Origin of the sequence: Rhizobium sp. NZLR1b (assembly GCF_019685155.1) — a bacterium.
In the GTDB taxonomy this organism is placed as follows: Bacteria; Pseudomonadota; Alphaproteobacteria; order Rhizobiales; family Rhizobiaceae; genus Rhizobium.
The window spans coordinates 219,816-233,616 of sequence record NZ_JABDWC010000004.1 but is presented as its reverse complement, the minus strand read 5'-3'; the positions used below and the strand labels follow the sequence as shown (position 1 = coordinate 233,616).

Here is a 13,801-nt window from a genome sequence, read left to right as displayed (position 1 = left end):
GATGATAGATAATCTCACCTGGTCCGGGGTACTTGCCGATCCTGTCGTACAGGCCGGAACGCTGGCCGTCGTCGGCGCCATCGTCACCCGAGTAGCGCTTCGCCCCTTCCCAAGCTGGAAGCTGGCGGGCCAGGTGTTCTTCTTCGCGGCGCTGAGCGTCCTGCTGCTCTATCACGACATCGTGCCCTACGAAGTCGGGCCGACGCCGGATTCGACCTTCGAACGGGTCTTCATCGCCCTTGCCAAAGTGGTCTGGTGGATCAATGCCGCCTGGGCGCTGATCGCCTTCGTCCGCGTCTTCCTGATCTTCGAGCGCCAGCCGAGAGAGGGGCGCCTCGTCCAGGATCTGGTGATCGGCCTCATCTATCTCGGCGCCATCCTCTCGGTGGTCGCCTATGTCTTCAGCTTTCCCGTCGGCACGCTGATCGCCACGTCCGGCGTGTTTGCCATCATCCTCGGCCTTGCGTTGCAAAGCACGTTGAGCGACGTCTTTTCCGGCATCGCCCTTAATCTCGGCCGGCCTTATACGATCGGCGACTGGATCGTACTGAACGACGGTGTCGAAGGCCGTGTCCTCGAAACCAATTGGCGCTCCACACACCTCCTGAACGGCTCGAACGACCTGGTGGTGCTCCCCAACAGCTTCCTCGCCAAAGTCGGGCTGACCAATCTCAGCAGTCCCGACCGCAGCCATGGGGTGTCGCTGACGGTGCGGGTCGTTCCGACGACCGGACCGTCGGTGATCGCCGAGGTCATGCGCACCGTGCTGCTGAGCAGCGGTTCGATCCTGACCGAACCGAAACCCGGTGTGCAGATCAAATCGCTGAATGCCGATGCGGTGGAGGTGGAGCTTTCCTTCCGCGTCAGGGATATCGGCCAGGCGGGGCCGGCGAAGAACGAGATCTTCGACCTCATCTACCGCCATCTCAAGGCCGCGGGCCTCACTTTGGCGCGGCCGATCGATGCGGCCGGCCCGCCACCCGGCCAGGTGCAGTCAGAGGAGATGGTAAACCCGCACCGGCCGACGCCGCTCAAGCTCCTCGATGCCATCCCGCTGTTTTCCTCGCTGACCGAGGACGAGAAGGAGACGCTCGCAGCCTCGATGACGCGGCGCACCTACAAGAAGGATTCCATCCTCATCGAACAGGGCGATACCGTTGCATCGCTGATGATCGTGCGCAGCGGCGCACTCGTCGCGACACGACAGGAAGGCCGCAAGGAAATCGAACTCGGCCGGCTGGCGCCGGGCGATTATTTCGGAGAAAGCGGACTGCTGATCGGGATCGGCGAGGCGGCGAGCCTGCGCGCGCTCACCTTCGTCGTGGTCTACGAAATCGCTCAAGCGAGCCTGACGCCGCTCCTGCACGATCGGCCCGGCATCGCCGAAGAGCTTGCCGCCACCCTGTCACGCCGCATCGAGACCAGCCAGCACTCCCTGGCGACCGAAGGCGCCACGCTGAACGGCGGCTCGATGAACTCGCTGGTGACGCGAATCCGTCATCTGTTCCAGGTGCCGCCGTAGGCTGTCCGCCAATTGCAAGGGCTCGCCGTATAAGATCGTCGCCAGTCATTGCCTGACCGTTCGATCCGGGCTGACGCAATCACGCCGATACTCGGCGGCGTAGGAGCAATGACGATCGGGAGCCTGAGGCATAATACCCCCGTTGCAGCTTCCATGCGAAGAGGTCTGGGGTTCCGCAGCTTCGGTAAATGTGACACGTTTACGAGGCTGACATGGCTCCTGCATTTCACGCGCGAGGCGTAAGTCAACCGCGGCTAAATTTTAATTCGTCGGATAAGTAGAAGGAACAGCACGTGGCAGCATTTCCGGAAAAGGCAAAGGTCGTCATCATCGGCCTCGGCGGTATCGTCGGCGCCTCTATCGCGCATCATCTCGTCGAGCGCGGATGGGACGATATCGTCGGCATCGATAAGTCGGGCATACCGACCGATATCGGCTCGACAGCCCATGCCTCGGACTTCTGTTACACCACGAGCCACGACTATCTCTCAGTCTGGACCACGCAATATTCGATCGATTTCTACGAGAAGATGGGCCATTACGCCCGCATCGGCGGCCTCGAAGTGGCGCGCACCGGCGACCATGCCTGGATGGAAGAAATCAAGCGCAAGCTGTCCTCGGCCCGCGCTTTCGGCACCCGCGCCCATTATGTCAGCCCTTCCGAGATCAAGGAGAAGTTCCCGCTGATCGAGGAAGATCAGGTGATGGGCGGCCTTTACGATCCGGATGCCGGCCTCGTCATTCCGCGCTCGCAGACCGTTGCCGGCAAGCTGGTCGATGCCGCCGAAAAGGCCGGCAAGCTGCAGGTGTTCGGCAACACGCCGGCGAAGTCGCTGATCGTCGAAGGTGGCCGCATCAAGGGCGTCGTCACCCATCGCGGCACCATCATGGCCGACCACGTCATCGTCTGCGCCGGCCTCTGGGGGCGCCTGATCGCGGAGATGGTCGGCGAAGACCTGCCGGTCATGCCGGTCGACCACCCGCTCACCTTCTTCGGTCCGTATAACGAGTTCGAAGGCACCGGCAAGGAAATCGGCTTCCCGCTGCTGCGCGACCAGGGCAACTCCGCCTATATGCGCGATACCGGCGACCCGGCGACGACCGAGGGCGGTCAGATCGAGTGGGGCTATTACGAAGCCACCAATCCGCGCATGTGCCATCCGCGCGATCTACTCGAAAAACACGAAGCGCGCCTTTCGCCGTCGCAGCGTGACCTCGAGATGGAGCAGATCATCGAGCCGCTCGAGCGCGCCATGGAACTGACGCCGATCCTCGGCGAACTCGGCTATAACGAAGGCCACTCCTTCAACGGCCTGCTGCAAGTTTCCGCCGGCGGCGGCGCATCATGCGGCGAGAGCCAGAAGGTGCGCGGTCTCTGGTATTGCGTTGCCATCTGGGTCAAGGACGGCCCCGGCTATGGCAAGCTGATCGCCGACTGGATGACCGATGGCCGTACTGAAATCGATCACAACAGCATCGACTACGCCCGCTTCTATCCGCATCAGTTGACGGAAGAGTTCATCGAAAGCCGCAGCTACGAAGCCGCCCAGAAAATCTATTTCCCGGCTGTTCACACCCGCGAACCTTATGCATCCGCCCGCAACGCCAAGCGCTCGCCCTTCTACGAGCGCGAAAAGGAGCTTGGCGGTTACTTCATGGAACTTGGCGGCTGGGAGCGTGCGCACGGCTACGCCGCCAACGAGCACCTGCTGGAGAAATACGCCGACCGCGTCCCGGTTCGCGAGAACGAATGGGACAGCCGCCATTTCTGGCGCGTGTCGAATGCCGAGCATCTGGCGATGAGCGAAGATTGCGGCATCGTCAATCTCAGCCATTTCCACATGGTCGATATCGAGGGACCTGACCATGTCGAGCTGATGGAATGGCTGTGCGCCGCCAAGGTCGGCGGCGATGCAACCATCGGCAAGGGCGTTTATACCCACTTCCTCGACGACGAAGGCATGGTGCGCGCTGACTTCACCGTCTTCCGCATGGCCGACCGCTGCCGGCTCGTCAACGGCGCCGATGCCGGCCCGCGCGACCTGCACTATATGAAGCGCGTCGCCGAAGACCGCGGCCTTGACGTGATCATCACCGACGTCTCGGAAAAATTCGTGACGATCGGCATCTGGGGTCCGAATGCGCGCGACACGCTGAAGAGGGTTGTGGCCGATCCGGCCGGGCTCGATCAGGAAAACTTCGCCTTTGCGGCAATCAAGCCGATCGAAATCGCCGGCAAGCCCGTCACCGCCTTCCGCATCTCCTATGTCGGCGAGCAGGGCTGGGAACTGCACATGAAGTACGAAGACGGCCTCGCCGTCTGGGATGCGCTGCGCTCGACCGGTGTGATGGCCTTCGGCGTGGAGACCTATGCAAACTCGCGCCGCATGGAAAAGAGCCTGCGCCTGCAGAACGCCGACCTCCTGACCCAGTACAACCTGATCGAAGCCGATCTCGCCCGTCCGAAGGTCAAGGAAGCCGATTTCTGCGGCAAGGCGAAACATCTGGAATACAAGGCGCGTGAGCACCAGCCGGCCATGCTCTGCACGCTTGTCATGACCGAGAATACCGACAAATCGGGCGTGAAGCGTTATCCCCTCGGCAACCTGCCGGTTGTCGAACCCGCCACGGGAGAGGTTCTGGTCGACGAGCTTGGCCGTCGGTCCTACACGACCTCGATCGCCTACGGCCCGACGGTCGGAAAGAACATTGCTTTGGCCTATTTGCCCTGGTCGCATTGCCAAGTCGGACGCAGGCTGAATGTCGAGTATTTTGCCGAGAGCTATCCGGTGGAGGTTGTCAGCGTCGGATACAAGCCGATCTATGACCCGGAAAATCTGAAGCCACGCACCTAAGCGCTTGTGGCGCCGCAAGCACGCGGCGCCACTCTGCCACTCCGTGCTACCGCCTGTCGCCATTTCCGGCTTCAGCGGTATCATCGGGCGCGCGGCTCGGAATGAACCGTTTCGAGATCAGCCAGCAGCCGAGCGCCCAGAGCGCACCGGCGCACCATCCGGCGAGGACATCCGTCGGGTAATGGACGCCGAGATAGATCCGGCTCAGACCGATGATGACGGCCAGGAAGACGCCGGCAAACATGACGAAAATCCGCGTCGAGGGATAACGCTGCGTCCGGGCCAGCAGCGCCCCGAGCGTCAGATAGGTCACCGCCGAGACCATCGCGTGGCCAGAGGGAAAGCTGAGATCGCTGACCTCGGCGAGATGTGGCACGATGTCGGGGCGCGGCCGCGCAACGAGGATCTTCAAGAGTGTGCTCGCCAGCCAGCCGGTCAGCACCGAGGAGAAGACGAAGATCGCGATCGGCCAGCGCCGGTCGAGCAGAAGATAGACTGTGACGAGGATCGTCATCAGCGAGAGAACAGTGACGCCGCCGAGGCTGGTGATGTCGGCGACGGCATGCGTCATCCAGCCAGGCCCGATCGGCACGCCAAGCTCACCCGGCCGCCTCAGCGCCAGCAGGATCGTTTCATCGAAACGGAAGGTCTCGCCTTCGAGAACCTCGCTCGTCAGCCGCTGCAGCACGAACAGTCCCCCGGCCACTGATGCCAGCATGATCAGCGTCAGCGGCTCATATGCGGTGAGCCTCGCCAAAAATCCGCGTCGTTGAACCTCACTCATGCCTGCCGTCGAGCTCCCTTAACTTCATGTCGATCTACGCCACATCGGCAAGGCCAGCCGCAAAATCAAGACCGTGCGGCATTCGGAGACATTTCGGTGGGCGCCACCACCCCTCGCGGAAGGCTCGGTAGCAAAAGCTCAACCTTCTTTTGCTATGGCTGGAGCCGATTGTCCTGGAGATGGTTTCGGCGATGAAAATTCTGACCTCGATGGTTCTGATGGCGGCCGTCCTGCAGCCGGTCGCCGCCTTGGGCGAGACCGAATGGATGGGCGACGCAAGACAATGGTCGGTCGGCTTTGCCGGCGAGCGCCCTGCCTATTGCCGGCTGCTGTGGAACAGCGAGCTCGGCAAGACCGTGGAATTCCGCCAGAGCGCCACCGAGACCTTCTGGCTGGTCACCAAGGACACCTGGGACATTCCGGCCGGCACCACGACCGAGGTGACGCTGACCGATCGTTCGATGACGAAAGTGGTCGCCGCCGAATTCTTCGACAAGACCACGCTTCGCCTCTGGCCACCGGCCAGCAAAGGAAGCGGCGGACTGAAGAAGATCATCAAGAATTCCTTTGCCGGAACTCCTGACGTGCAGCTGACCTTTGCCGGCGACGAAGGCGACTGGACGCTGCCGCTCTCGCGGGTGGATCAGCTCTACCCCACCTTCGCCCAGTGCCTCAAGCGGCTCGGCGCCGGCGAAAAGGCCAAGCAGGATTCGGCAACCAGCAAGCCGTTCTGACAATCTTCCCGGTTCAGCCGATCGGCGGCGGCACCGTCTCGCGGATCAGGTTGCGCACGGCCTCGATATCGCCGTTGAGCGGCCGTTCGTCGCCATAATGGGAGATACGCTGGCGCACGACTTGGTAAACCAGATCCGTGCCCGCCGCCCGCGGCGCCGTCGCAGTCAGGAAATCATGCGCCTGGGCAGCGGCCATCAGCTCGATCGCCAGGATATATTCGGCATTGTCGATGACCGTGAGCAGCTTGCCGGCGGCAGCTGTCGGATGGGCGAGGAAATCCTCCTGCAGGCCGGAGGTGAGGCCGCCGTCCATGGCCGCGGGGGCGGCAAGCCGGCGGTTGTCGTTGCTGAGTGCGGCTGCGGTATATTGCGCGATCATGAAGCCGGAATGGCTGCCGGCGTCACTCGCCAGAAACGGCGGCAGGCCGCTCACCAGCGGATTGACCAGCCGGTCCATGCGCCGTTCGCTGATCGCGCCGATCTGCGCCAGCGCAATGGCGAGGCTATCGGCCGCCTGCCCGAGCGCCGCGGCGACCGCATGCGCCTCGGAGGAGACGATCGGATGTTCGGGCGTGCCGGAGACGGCGGGATTGTCCGTTACCGAGGCAAGTTCCTGATCGACGATACGGGCGGAATTGTCGAAAACGTCACGGGCGGCGCCATGCGCATGCGGCACCGAACGAAGGCTGAGCGCATCCTGGGTGCGCCCGCCGAAGGCGGCGGCGACAAGGCCGCTGCCGAAAAGCCGGGCCCGCAGCGTCGCGCCCACCTTTTCGATCCCCGCCGACGGGCGCAGCGCCAGCACCGCCTCGTCGAAAGCGGCGATCTGGCAGCCTGCCGCTTCGAGCGTCAGCGCCGCGATCGCATCGGCCCAGTCGAGCAGCCGTTCGGCGCGAGAAAGTGCTGTGGCGGTCAGCCCCGTGGCGCAGGCCGTGCCGTTGACGAGGCTCAAGCCCTCCTTGGCACCGAGCACCAGCGGCTGAAGGCCGATCGCCGCCAGCGCCTCGCGGCCGCTCATGCGCCGGCCGGCAAGCGTGGCGCTGCCTTCGCCGATCAGAACAAGCGCAATATGGGCATTGTGGACGAGATAACCGGCGGAGCCCTTGGACGGCACGTCGGGAATGCAGTCATGCTCCAGCATGGCTGTGAGGTGCTCGACGACATCACGCCGTACGCCGGAATGGCCGTGGGCGAAATTGGCAATCTGAGCGGCGATGATGGCCCGCACTTCGCGACCGCCCAGCAACGGCCCCACGCCGCACGCATGGCTGAGCACGATGCTGCGCGACAAAAGGCTCTGCGAGACCCGATCGACCACCGTATCCGCCAGCGCCCCGACGCCGGTGTTGACGCCGTAGGCACGCATGCCGGTCTCGACGATTGCGGCGACGATGCGGCTTGCCTGCTCGACGCGCGCCCAGGCGGCGGGCGATAGTGCCAGCGCCTCCCCTGCCCCGACGCGGGCAACATCGCACCAGGTCAGCAGGGTCTCGATGGTTTTGGTCATTGACCGCTTCCGAAATGGCCGATGAACTGGCGGAAGGCGGGTGTGGCGCCGCCGGTGAACATGTCGTCCGGCTTGCCGCTGCTTTCGATCAGCCCTTCGCGCATGAAGACGACGCGGTTGGAAACATTGCGGGCAAAGCTCATCTCATGGGTGACGACGAGCATGGTCATGCCTTCCTCGGCAAGCGCGCGCATGACGCGCAGCACCTCGCCGACGAGTTCCGGATCAAGGGCCGAGGTCGGCTCGTCGAAGAGCATCACCTTCGGCTTCATCGCCAGCGCGCGGGCGATCGCGGCGCGCTGCTGCTGGCCGCCGGAGAGATGGGCGGGATAGGCATGGCGCTTGTCTGCGATGCCGACCTTTTCGAGCAGCGCTTCGGCCTCGGCGATGCAGTCGGCACGTGGTCGTTTGAGCACATGGATCGGCCCTTCAATGACGTTCTGCAGGATCGTCATATGGGACCAGAGATTGAAGGACTGGAACACCATACCGAGTTCGGAGCGGATGTGGTCCACCTGCTTCTGGCTCGCCGGTTTGCTGCGCCCGTTTTTGTGCACCATCTCGATGTGCTCGCCATCGACCCAGATCTCGCCATCGCTTGCGGTTTCGAGCATGTTGATGCAGCGCAGAAAGGTCGATTTGCCGGAGCCTGAGGCGCCGAGCAGCGAAATCACATCGCCGTCCTCAGCATTGAGGGAAATGCCGCGCAGCACCTCGTGCGTGCCGAAGCTCTTGCGGATATTGCGGACCGAAAGTCGGGTGACGCCTGGCATGGTTGCTCCAATCGGTTCAAAGACCGCTTACGCTTTCAGCGCCTGCGGGGCCGCGCGGCGGTGTCGGGACAGCGAATATTCGAGCAGGGCCATGCCCTGCAGGATGATGAAGTTCAAAACGAGATAGATGATCGCCGCGCAGAGAAAGACCTCCATCGTCCGGTAGGTCTGCGAGATCAGCCGCTGGGCCACACCGGTGACCTCCCAGACGGTGACGAGGCTTGCGAGCGCCGTCGACTTCATCATCAGCACGATCTCGGTGGAATAGGCCGGCAGCGCATGGCGGAAGGCAATCGGCGCCAGGATGCGGCGCACCAGCAGGGGGCCGGACATGCCGATCGAGCGGGCCGCCTCGATCTCCTTCGGCGAAACGGCGCGGATGCCGCCGCGAAAAATCTCCGCCGTGTAGCCGGCGGTGCAGAGCGCCAGCGACAGCACGGCGCAGACCATCGGCTCGCGCAGGAACGGCCACAGGAAGGAATAGCGGATGACGCCGAACTGGCCGAGGCCGTAAAACACCAGGAACATCTGGATCAGCAGCGGCGAGCCGCGGAAGATGAAGATATAACCCTTGGCGAACCCCGAAAGCAGCGGGTTGCCGCTGACCCGCATCGAGACGATGACGAGCGCCAGCAGGCCGCCAAAGAAGATCGACAGCGAAAACAGGATCAGCGTCGTCGGCACCGCCTTGAGCAGGGTGACCATGGTCGAAGCTAGAAAGGTGAAATCCATCATCGCCTCCTTACGTCTGGCCCATGGCGGCTGCCGGCATGCTGCGGTTGGCGCGGCGTTCCGCACCGTTGAAGATCCGGTCGGAAAGGCTGGTCAGGATCAGATAGAGGCAGCCGCCGGCGATGAAGAACAGGAAATATTGCCGGGTCGAGCCCGCCGCGACCTGGCTGGTGCGCATCAGTTCGGCAAGGCCGGTGACGGAAATCAGTGCGGAATCCTTGAGGCTGAGCTGCCAGACATTGCCGAGGCCGGGAATGGCGAGGCGAAACACCTGCGGCATGATGATACGGCGCAGCCGCATGCCGCGATGCATGCCGATTGCCGAGGCCGCCTCAAGTTCGCCTTTGGAAATGGCGTGGAAAGCGCCGCGAAACACCTCCGCCTGATAGGAGCCGGAGATGATGCCGACGGCAAGCGCGCCAGCGATGAAGGAGGGCAGGCCGAGGAAACCCTCGTAACCCATCGCCTTGCCGATCGAGGTGACGGCCGAGGAGCCGCCGAAATAGATGAGATAGATGATCAGCAGCTCGGGCACGCCGCGAAACACGGTCGTATAGATGTTGCCGAGGGTGACGAGGGCAAGATTGCTGGAGAGTTTCGCCGCCGCGACGATTGCGCCCAGTACCGCGCCGATTGCCAGCGCCGTCGCCGTGACAGCCAGCGTCATCAAGGTAGCGGCAATGAGCAACGCGCCCCATCCGGTCGAGCCGAAGCCGAGCAGTTCCAAGCTTGCCATAGCGTCCGTTCCCCGTCCGTGGCAGTGTTTTGCGGATTGACAATAGCATGCTGTCTCCGGCGATAAAGCCGGAGACAGGCGTTTGCGGCCGCAAGGCCGAAACGCTTATTGCTGCGGGCTGACGTCGACCTTGAACCACTTCATCGAGAGGTTCTTGACGGTGCCGTCGGCGAGCGCGGACTTGATCGCCTCGCTGAACTTGTCGCGTAGGTCGGTGTCAGCCTTGCGGACGCCGAGGCCTTCGCCCTCGCCCCAGATCGAACCGACGATCTCCGGACCGGTGAAGTCGAGTGCGCCATTGGCGCTCTGGAAGGCGTTGGCGAAATAGACGGCGTCGTCAAAGCCGAGGTCGATGCGGCCGTTCTGCAGGTCGAGATCACGGTCGGCGCCGGTCTTGTATTCGCGGATCTCGGCAATGTCGCCGAAATTGTCATAGACGAACTTGGCGTAGACGGTCGCCGCCTGAATGCCGATCGTCTTGCCCTTGAAAGCGGCCTTCAGCGCATCGATCTCCTTCACGCCAGTCTGGCCGGGCGTCATCTTGATCGTGGCGCCGGTGCCGGCAGCCTTGGCCAGCGGGCTGTCCTTGGCGGTGGCGAATGCGGCAGGTGTGGCAGCATAGGGAATGGTGAAGTCGATGACCTGCTTGCGCTCTTCGGTGATCGACAGCGCATCCATGATGACGTCGAACTTACCGGCATTGAGCGCCGGGATCATACCGTCCCAGTCGGAAGCGACCAGCGTGCATTCGATCTTGGCGCGTTCGCAGAGCACTTTGGCAAGCTCCGGCTCGAAGCCCCCGAGCGTGCCGTCGGCATTGGTGAGGTTCCACGGCGCATAGGCGCCTTCAAGCGTGATGGTCGCCTTCGTCCAGTCCTTGGAAAAGGCGGGCGCAGCGAAGGCGGAAAAAGCCGCCACGCCGCAAAATAGGATTGCGCTGAATTTCATTGATGAATTCTCCTCTGGAGTTGAAACAGACCTTGCGGCACCACGGCCGATCTTCGTCGGCTTGCCCTTTCCTGTCCTTTTAATGTTTCGGACCGATTGGGAGGTTGTATATGGTACCATATGAGATATTTTGTGATATGCAAGAGGAAAGTCGATTTAGGTGGCGAATTCCATTCGTGCAAAAGGAATAGGCAATGAAGCGTTCCGGCGAGATGAAGCGCGAGTTGGCGGAAAATGATAGCACGCCGCTTTATGCCGGCGTCAAGCAGGTGATCCTCGACCGCATCCACAGCGGCGAATGGCCGCCGAAATACCGGGTGCCATCGGAAAACGAGCTGGTGGTCGAGCTCGGCGTCAGCAAGATGACCGCCAACCGGGCGCTGCGCGAACTTGCCAATGAAGGCGAACTCGTCCGCATCCAGGGGGTCGGTTCCTTCGTCGCCGAGCGCAAGGGCTATTCGGCGCTGTTCGAGGTGCGCAACATCGCCGAGGAAATCGCCGAACGCGGCCATGTCCACGAGGCTTCGGTCATCGTTCTCGCCCAGGAAACAGCCTCTCCGGAGATCGCCGACGCATTGGAGCTTGCGATCGGCGCGGCGGTCTTCCACTCGCTGATCGTCCACAGCGAAAACGGCGTTCCGGTGCAGATCGAGGACCGTTTCGTCCATCCGGAGGCTGCTCCCGAATATCTCGGCCAGGATTTCACGACGCTGACGCCGAATGCCTATCTGACCGCCGCAGCCCCGCTTAGCGGCTCCGAGCACGTCGTCGAGGCGGCGATGCCGCAGGCCTGGGAATGCAAGCTCCTGACCATCCTGAAGACCGAACCGTGCTTGACGATCCGTCGACGCACATGGTCGGCAAAGCAGGTGGTGTCGACCGCCCGCCTTGTCTATCCGGGCTATCGCTACCGGCTCGAAGCGCGCAGCGGCAAGATGTTCGAGGAATGAGAACACTCGCCATGTTGTATATGGAACATGGAATTACTGTGATGCCGGGGTGAAACGCGCCACCAGCGCGTGACGATCGCCCGGATAGGTGAAGCGCACATGCGTCACCGGGCCGGCGCCGCTCCAGGTGCGGCGTTCGACGACGAGACAGGCGGTATTGCGCGCGATGTCGAGGACCGCGGCCACTTCGGCATTGGCCGAGACGGCGTGGATCCGGTGTTCGGCCGTGCTCCACGGCACCTGGTTGAGCAACCAGGGCCCCGGCGCCATCATCAGGAAATCGGCATCGGCGGCTTCCGGTACGGTCGCCAGACTGATCAACCGCTCCTCCAGGCAGAAGGGCCGCGCGCCGGCATTGTGGATGCAGACCACCTCGACGACCGAAGAGGCGACCGGCAGTTCCAGCCGGCGGCTGTCTTCCACCTTCGCCTTGCGGCTGGTCTTCTTCGAAACCGCATAGGAATAGGGCAGGTTCAGCGACTGCACCTCGGCCTTGATGTCGTGGATTTCGAGGACGGCCGATTGCGCCTGCGGCTGGGTGACGAAGCTGCCGGATTTCTTGCGGCGCTCGATGAGACCGGCCTTGGCGAGCTGAGTCAGCACCTTGTTCACCGTCATCCGCGAGACGTCATATTGGGTGGCGAGATCCACTTCGAAGGGAATGCGATGCCCCGGCGGCCATTCGCCCGAGACGATACGGCCCTCGATGTCGCCAAGGATGCGCTGATGCAAGGTGGGATCCCTGCTTTGATTCATCGCCACGTTCCGATTGATCCCCCGCTCTAATTCGAATGCTTGCTCATGAAAAGCGCTTTTTCAGGCAGCCAGCAATTCACCCATCGCGGCCAGGAAACGCCGGTCGATGGCGTCACGTTTGAGATGGCGCCCGCCCTCCACCTGCTTGCGGCCGCGCGCCCAGACGCAATCGACGGAAATACCGCCGGCAAACAGCCAGTGATCGAGAATCTGGTCGCCGGAGAGATAGGAAACGGCCGCAGTATCGAGCGAAACGAGATCGGCGTGATGGCCTTCAACAAGACCTGCGGGCGCCTTCAAAGCGGCACCGCCGCCGGCAAGCGCCTGGGTGAACAGGCAAAGTGCCGTCGATCCGCCGGGTGCTGCAACGACATTGCGGGCGCGCAGAGCCAGGCGCTGCGAATATTCGAGCTGGCGCAGTTCTTCCGGCACCGAGATCAGCACATTGGAATCCGAACCGATGCCGTAACGCCCGCCCTCTTCGAGGAAGAGTGGCGCGGCAAAGGCGCCGTCGCCGAGATTGGCTTCGGTGATCGGGCAGAGGCCGGCAATCGCCCTGCTTTTCGCCATCCGCCGCGTTTCGTCGTCGGTCATGTGCGTCGCGTGGATCAAGCACCAGCGCTCATCCACAGGCGCATGATCGAGCAGCCATTCCACCGGCCGCGCGCCCGACCAGGCGATGCAATCCTCGACCTCCTTGACCTGCTCGGCGACATGGATATGGATGGGGCCGTCGCCCGCCATCGGCACAAGCTTCGCCAATTCCTCAGGCGTTGCGGCGCGCAGGCTGTGCGGCGCCAGCCCGAGTTCCGCGCCGTCGAGCCGGCTGGTTACCGCCCGGCATCCCTCCATCAGCCTTTCGAAGCTTTCCAGCGAATTGATGAAACGCCGCTGGCCGTCGATCGGCTGAGCGCCGCCGAAGCCGGAATGAGCGTAGAAGACCGGCAGCAAGGTCAGGCCGAGGCCGGTCTCTTCGCTGGCAGCACCAATGCGTTCGGCAAGCTCGGCGATATTGGCGTAAATGCCGCCATCCCTGTCATGGTGGAGATAATGGAATTCGCCGACCCGGGAAAAGCCCGCCTCCAGCATTTCCGCATAGAGCTTGGCGGCGACCGCCTCGACATGTTCAGGGGTCATTGCCAGCGCGAACTTGTACATGACGGTGCGCCAGCTCCAAAAGCTGTCATTGGCCGGGCCGCGTACCTCGGCAAGGCCGGCCATCGCCCGCTGGAAGGCATGGCTGTGCAGATTTCCCATGGCCGGAACGATAAGAGCGTGGCGTTCATCGCCGGGCTGAGGCGAAACCCCGATCTCGACCCGGGCAATGCGACCGGCTTCGAGCGTCAGCCGCACGTCCTTCTGCCAGCCTTTCGGCGTCAGTGCCGTGCCTGCGTGAAGTGTGGTCATGGCCGTCCCTCTCCTCTTACCGCGCCGCTGCTCTTTCTTTTCCAGAAAAGCGCGCAAAATTTCTCTTGTCACCTGCTTATTATGTATATACATGTTT

At 62.8% G+C, this 13,801-nt stretch carries 12 protein-coding genes; 4 read left to right on the top strand and 8 right to left on the bottom strand.

Annotation, left to right across the window (positions count from 1 at the left end):
• Position 1: 1 nt before the first annotated feature.
• The gene (locus HJB84_RS07785) at positions 2 to 1,522 is read left to right on the top strand and encodes a mechanosensitive ion channel family protein (protein ID WP_221115637.1); all 1,521 of its coding nucleotides are present in this window, start codon (positions 2 to 4) and stop codon (positions 1,520 to 1,522) included.
• Between the two features lie 293 nt (positions 1,523 to 1,815).
• Complete coding sequence (locus HJB84_RS07775; RefSeq protein ID WP_221115635.1) at positions 1,816 to 4,377, top strand: FAD-dependent oxidoreductase; 2,562 nt, start codon at positions 1,816 to 1,818, stop codon at positions 4,375 to 4,377.
• Positions 4,378 to 4,423: 46 nt separating this feature from the next.
• Here HJB84_RS07775 and HJB84_RS07770 read toward each other — a convergent pair whose 3' ends face one another.
• Positions 4,424 to 5,161: a phosphatase PAP2 family protein gene (locus tag HJB84_RS07770; protein ID WP_207585519.1), complete on the bottom strand. Its 738-nt coding sequence runs from the start codon at positions 5,159 to 5,161 to the stop codon at positions 4,424 to 4,426.
• Positions 5,162 to 5,352: 191 nt separating this feature from the next.
• On the opposite strand from HJB84_RS07770, the gene HJB84_RS07765 reads away from it, so the two are divergent.
• Positions 5,353 to 5,895: a hypothetical protein gene (locus HJB84_RS07765; protein WP_207585518.1), complete on the top strand. Its 543-nt coding sequence runs from the start codon at positions 5,353 to 5,355 to the stop codon at positions 5,893 to 5,895.
• Positions 5,896 to 5,908: 13 nt separating this feature from the next.
• Here the strand turns inward: HJB84_RS07765 and hutH are convergent, their stop codons facing one another.
• The 5 genes from hutH to HJB84_RS07740 all read right to left on the bottom strand — a co-directional run bounded on the left by hutH (position 5,909) and on the right by HJB84_RS07740 (position 10,591).
• On the bottom strand, positions 5,909 to 7,402 hold the full coding sequence (hutH, locus tag HJB84_RS07760) for a histidine ammonia-lyase (RefSeq protein WP_207585517.1): 1,494 nt from the start codon (positions 7,400 to 7,402) through the stop codon (positions 5,909 to 5,911).
• Positions 7,399 to 8,175, bottom strand: coding sequence for an ABC transporter ATP-binding protein (locus tag HJB84_RS07755; protein WP_207585516.1), 777 nt, complete (start codon positions 8,173 to 8,175; stop codon positions 7,399 to 7,401). Before HJB84_RS07755 ends, hutH begins: the two co-directional genes overlap by 4 nt.
• Positions 8,176 to 8,202: 27 nt before the next feature.
• On the bottom strand, positions 8,203 to 8,907 hold the full coding sequence (locus HJB84_RS07750; protein WP_207585515.1) for an ABC transporter permease: 705 nt from the start codon (positions 8,905 to 8,907) through the stop codon (positions 8,203 to 8,205).
• 10 nt (positions 8,908 to 8,917) lie between these two features.
• Entirely contained in the window at positions 8,918 to 9,643 is a 726-nt protein-coding gene (locus HJB84_RS07745) for an ABC transporter permease (protein ID WP_207585514.1), read from the bottom strand.
• Between the two features lie 105 nt (positions 9,644 to 9,748).
• Positions 9,749 to 10,591, bottom strand: coding sequence for a transporter substrate-binding domain-containing protein (locus HJB84_RS07740; protein ID WP_207585513.1), 843 nt, complete (start codon positions 10,589 to 10,591; stop codon positions 9,749 to 9,751).
• 194 nt (positions 10,592 to 10,785) lie between these two features.
• On the opposite strand from HJB84_RS07740, the gene hutC (HJB84_RS07735) reads away from it, so the two are divergent.
• The gene (hutC, locus tag HJB84_RS07735; RefSeq protein WP_207585512.1) at positions 10,786 to 11,541 is read left to right on the top strand and encodes a histidine utilization repressor; all 756 of its coding nucleotides are present in this window, start codon (positions 10,786 to 10,788) and stop codon (positions 11,539 to 11,541) included.
• A 33-nt stretch (positions 11,542 to 11,574) separates the two neighbouring features.
• Here the strand turns inward: hutC (HJB84_RS07735) and hutC (HJB84_RS07730) are convergent, their stop codons facing one another.
• Entirely contained in the window at positions 11,575 to 12,297 is a 723-nt protein-coding gene (gene hutC, locus HJB84_RS07730; RefSeq protein WP_207585511.1) for a histidine utilization repressor, read from the bottom strand.
• A gap of 60 nt (positions 12,298 to 12,357) precedes the next feature.
• Complete coding sequence (locus HJB84_RS07725; RefSeq protein WP_221115634.1) at positions 12,358 to 13,704, bottom strand: formimidoylglutamate deiminase; 1,347 nt, start codon at positions 13,702 to 13,704, stop codon at positions 12,358 to 12,360.
• Positions 13,705 to 13,801 lie beyond the last annotated feature (97 nt).

Excerpts from the sequence above, each read along its gene's own strand:
- HJB84_RS07725 (WP_221115634.1), bottom strand. The coding sequence starts at position 13,704 with ATGACCACACTTCACGCAGGCACGGCACTGACGCCGAAAGGCTGGCAG.
- hutH (WP_207585517.1), bottom strand. The coding sequence starts at position 7,402 with ATGACCAAAACCATCGAGACCCTGCTGACCTGGTGCGATGTTGCCCGC.
- hutC (WP_207585512.1), top strand. The coding sequence starts at position 10,786 with ATGAAGCGTTCCGGCGAGATGAAGCGCGAGTTGGCGGAAAATGATAGC.
- HJB84_RS07785 (WP_221115637.1), top strand. The coding sequence starts at position 2 with ATGATAGATAATCTCACCTGGTCCGGGGTACTTGCCGATCCTGTCGTA.
- hutC (WP_207585511.1), bottom strand. The coding sequence starts at position 12,297 with ATGAATCAAAGCAGGGATCCCACCTTGCATCAGCGCATCCTTGGCGAC.
- HJB84_RS07750 (WP_207585515.1), bottom strand. The coding sequence starts at position 8,907 with ATGGATTTCACCTTTCTAGCTTCGACCATGGTCACCCTGCTCAAGGCG.
- HJB84_RS07755 (WP_207585516.1), bottom strand. The coding sequence starts at position 8,175 with ATGCCAGGCGTCACCCGACTTTCGGTCCGCAATATCCGCAAGAGCTTC.
- HJB84_RS07770 (WP_207585519.1), bottom strand. The coding sequence starts at position 5,161 with ATGAGTGAGGTTCAACGACGCGGATTTTTGGCGAGGCTCACCGCATAT.
- HJB84_RS07765 (WP_207585518.1), top strand. The coding sequence starts at position 5,353 with ATGAAAATTCTGACCTCGATGGTTCTGATGGCGGCCGTCCTGCAGCCG.
- HJB84_RS07745 (WP_207585514.1), bottom strand. The coding sequence starts at position 9,643 with ATGGCAAGCTTGGAACTGCTCGGCTTCGGCTCGACCGGATGGGGCGCG.
- HJB84_RS07740 (WP_207585513.1), bottom strand. The coding sequence starts at position 10,591 with ATGAAATTCAGCGCAATCCTATTTTGCGGCGTGGCGGCTTTTTCCGCC.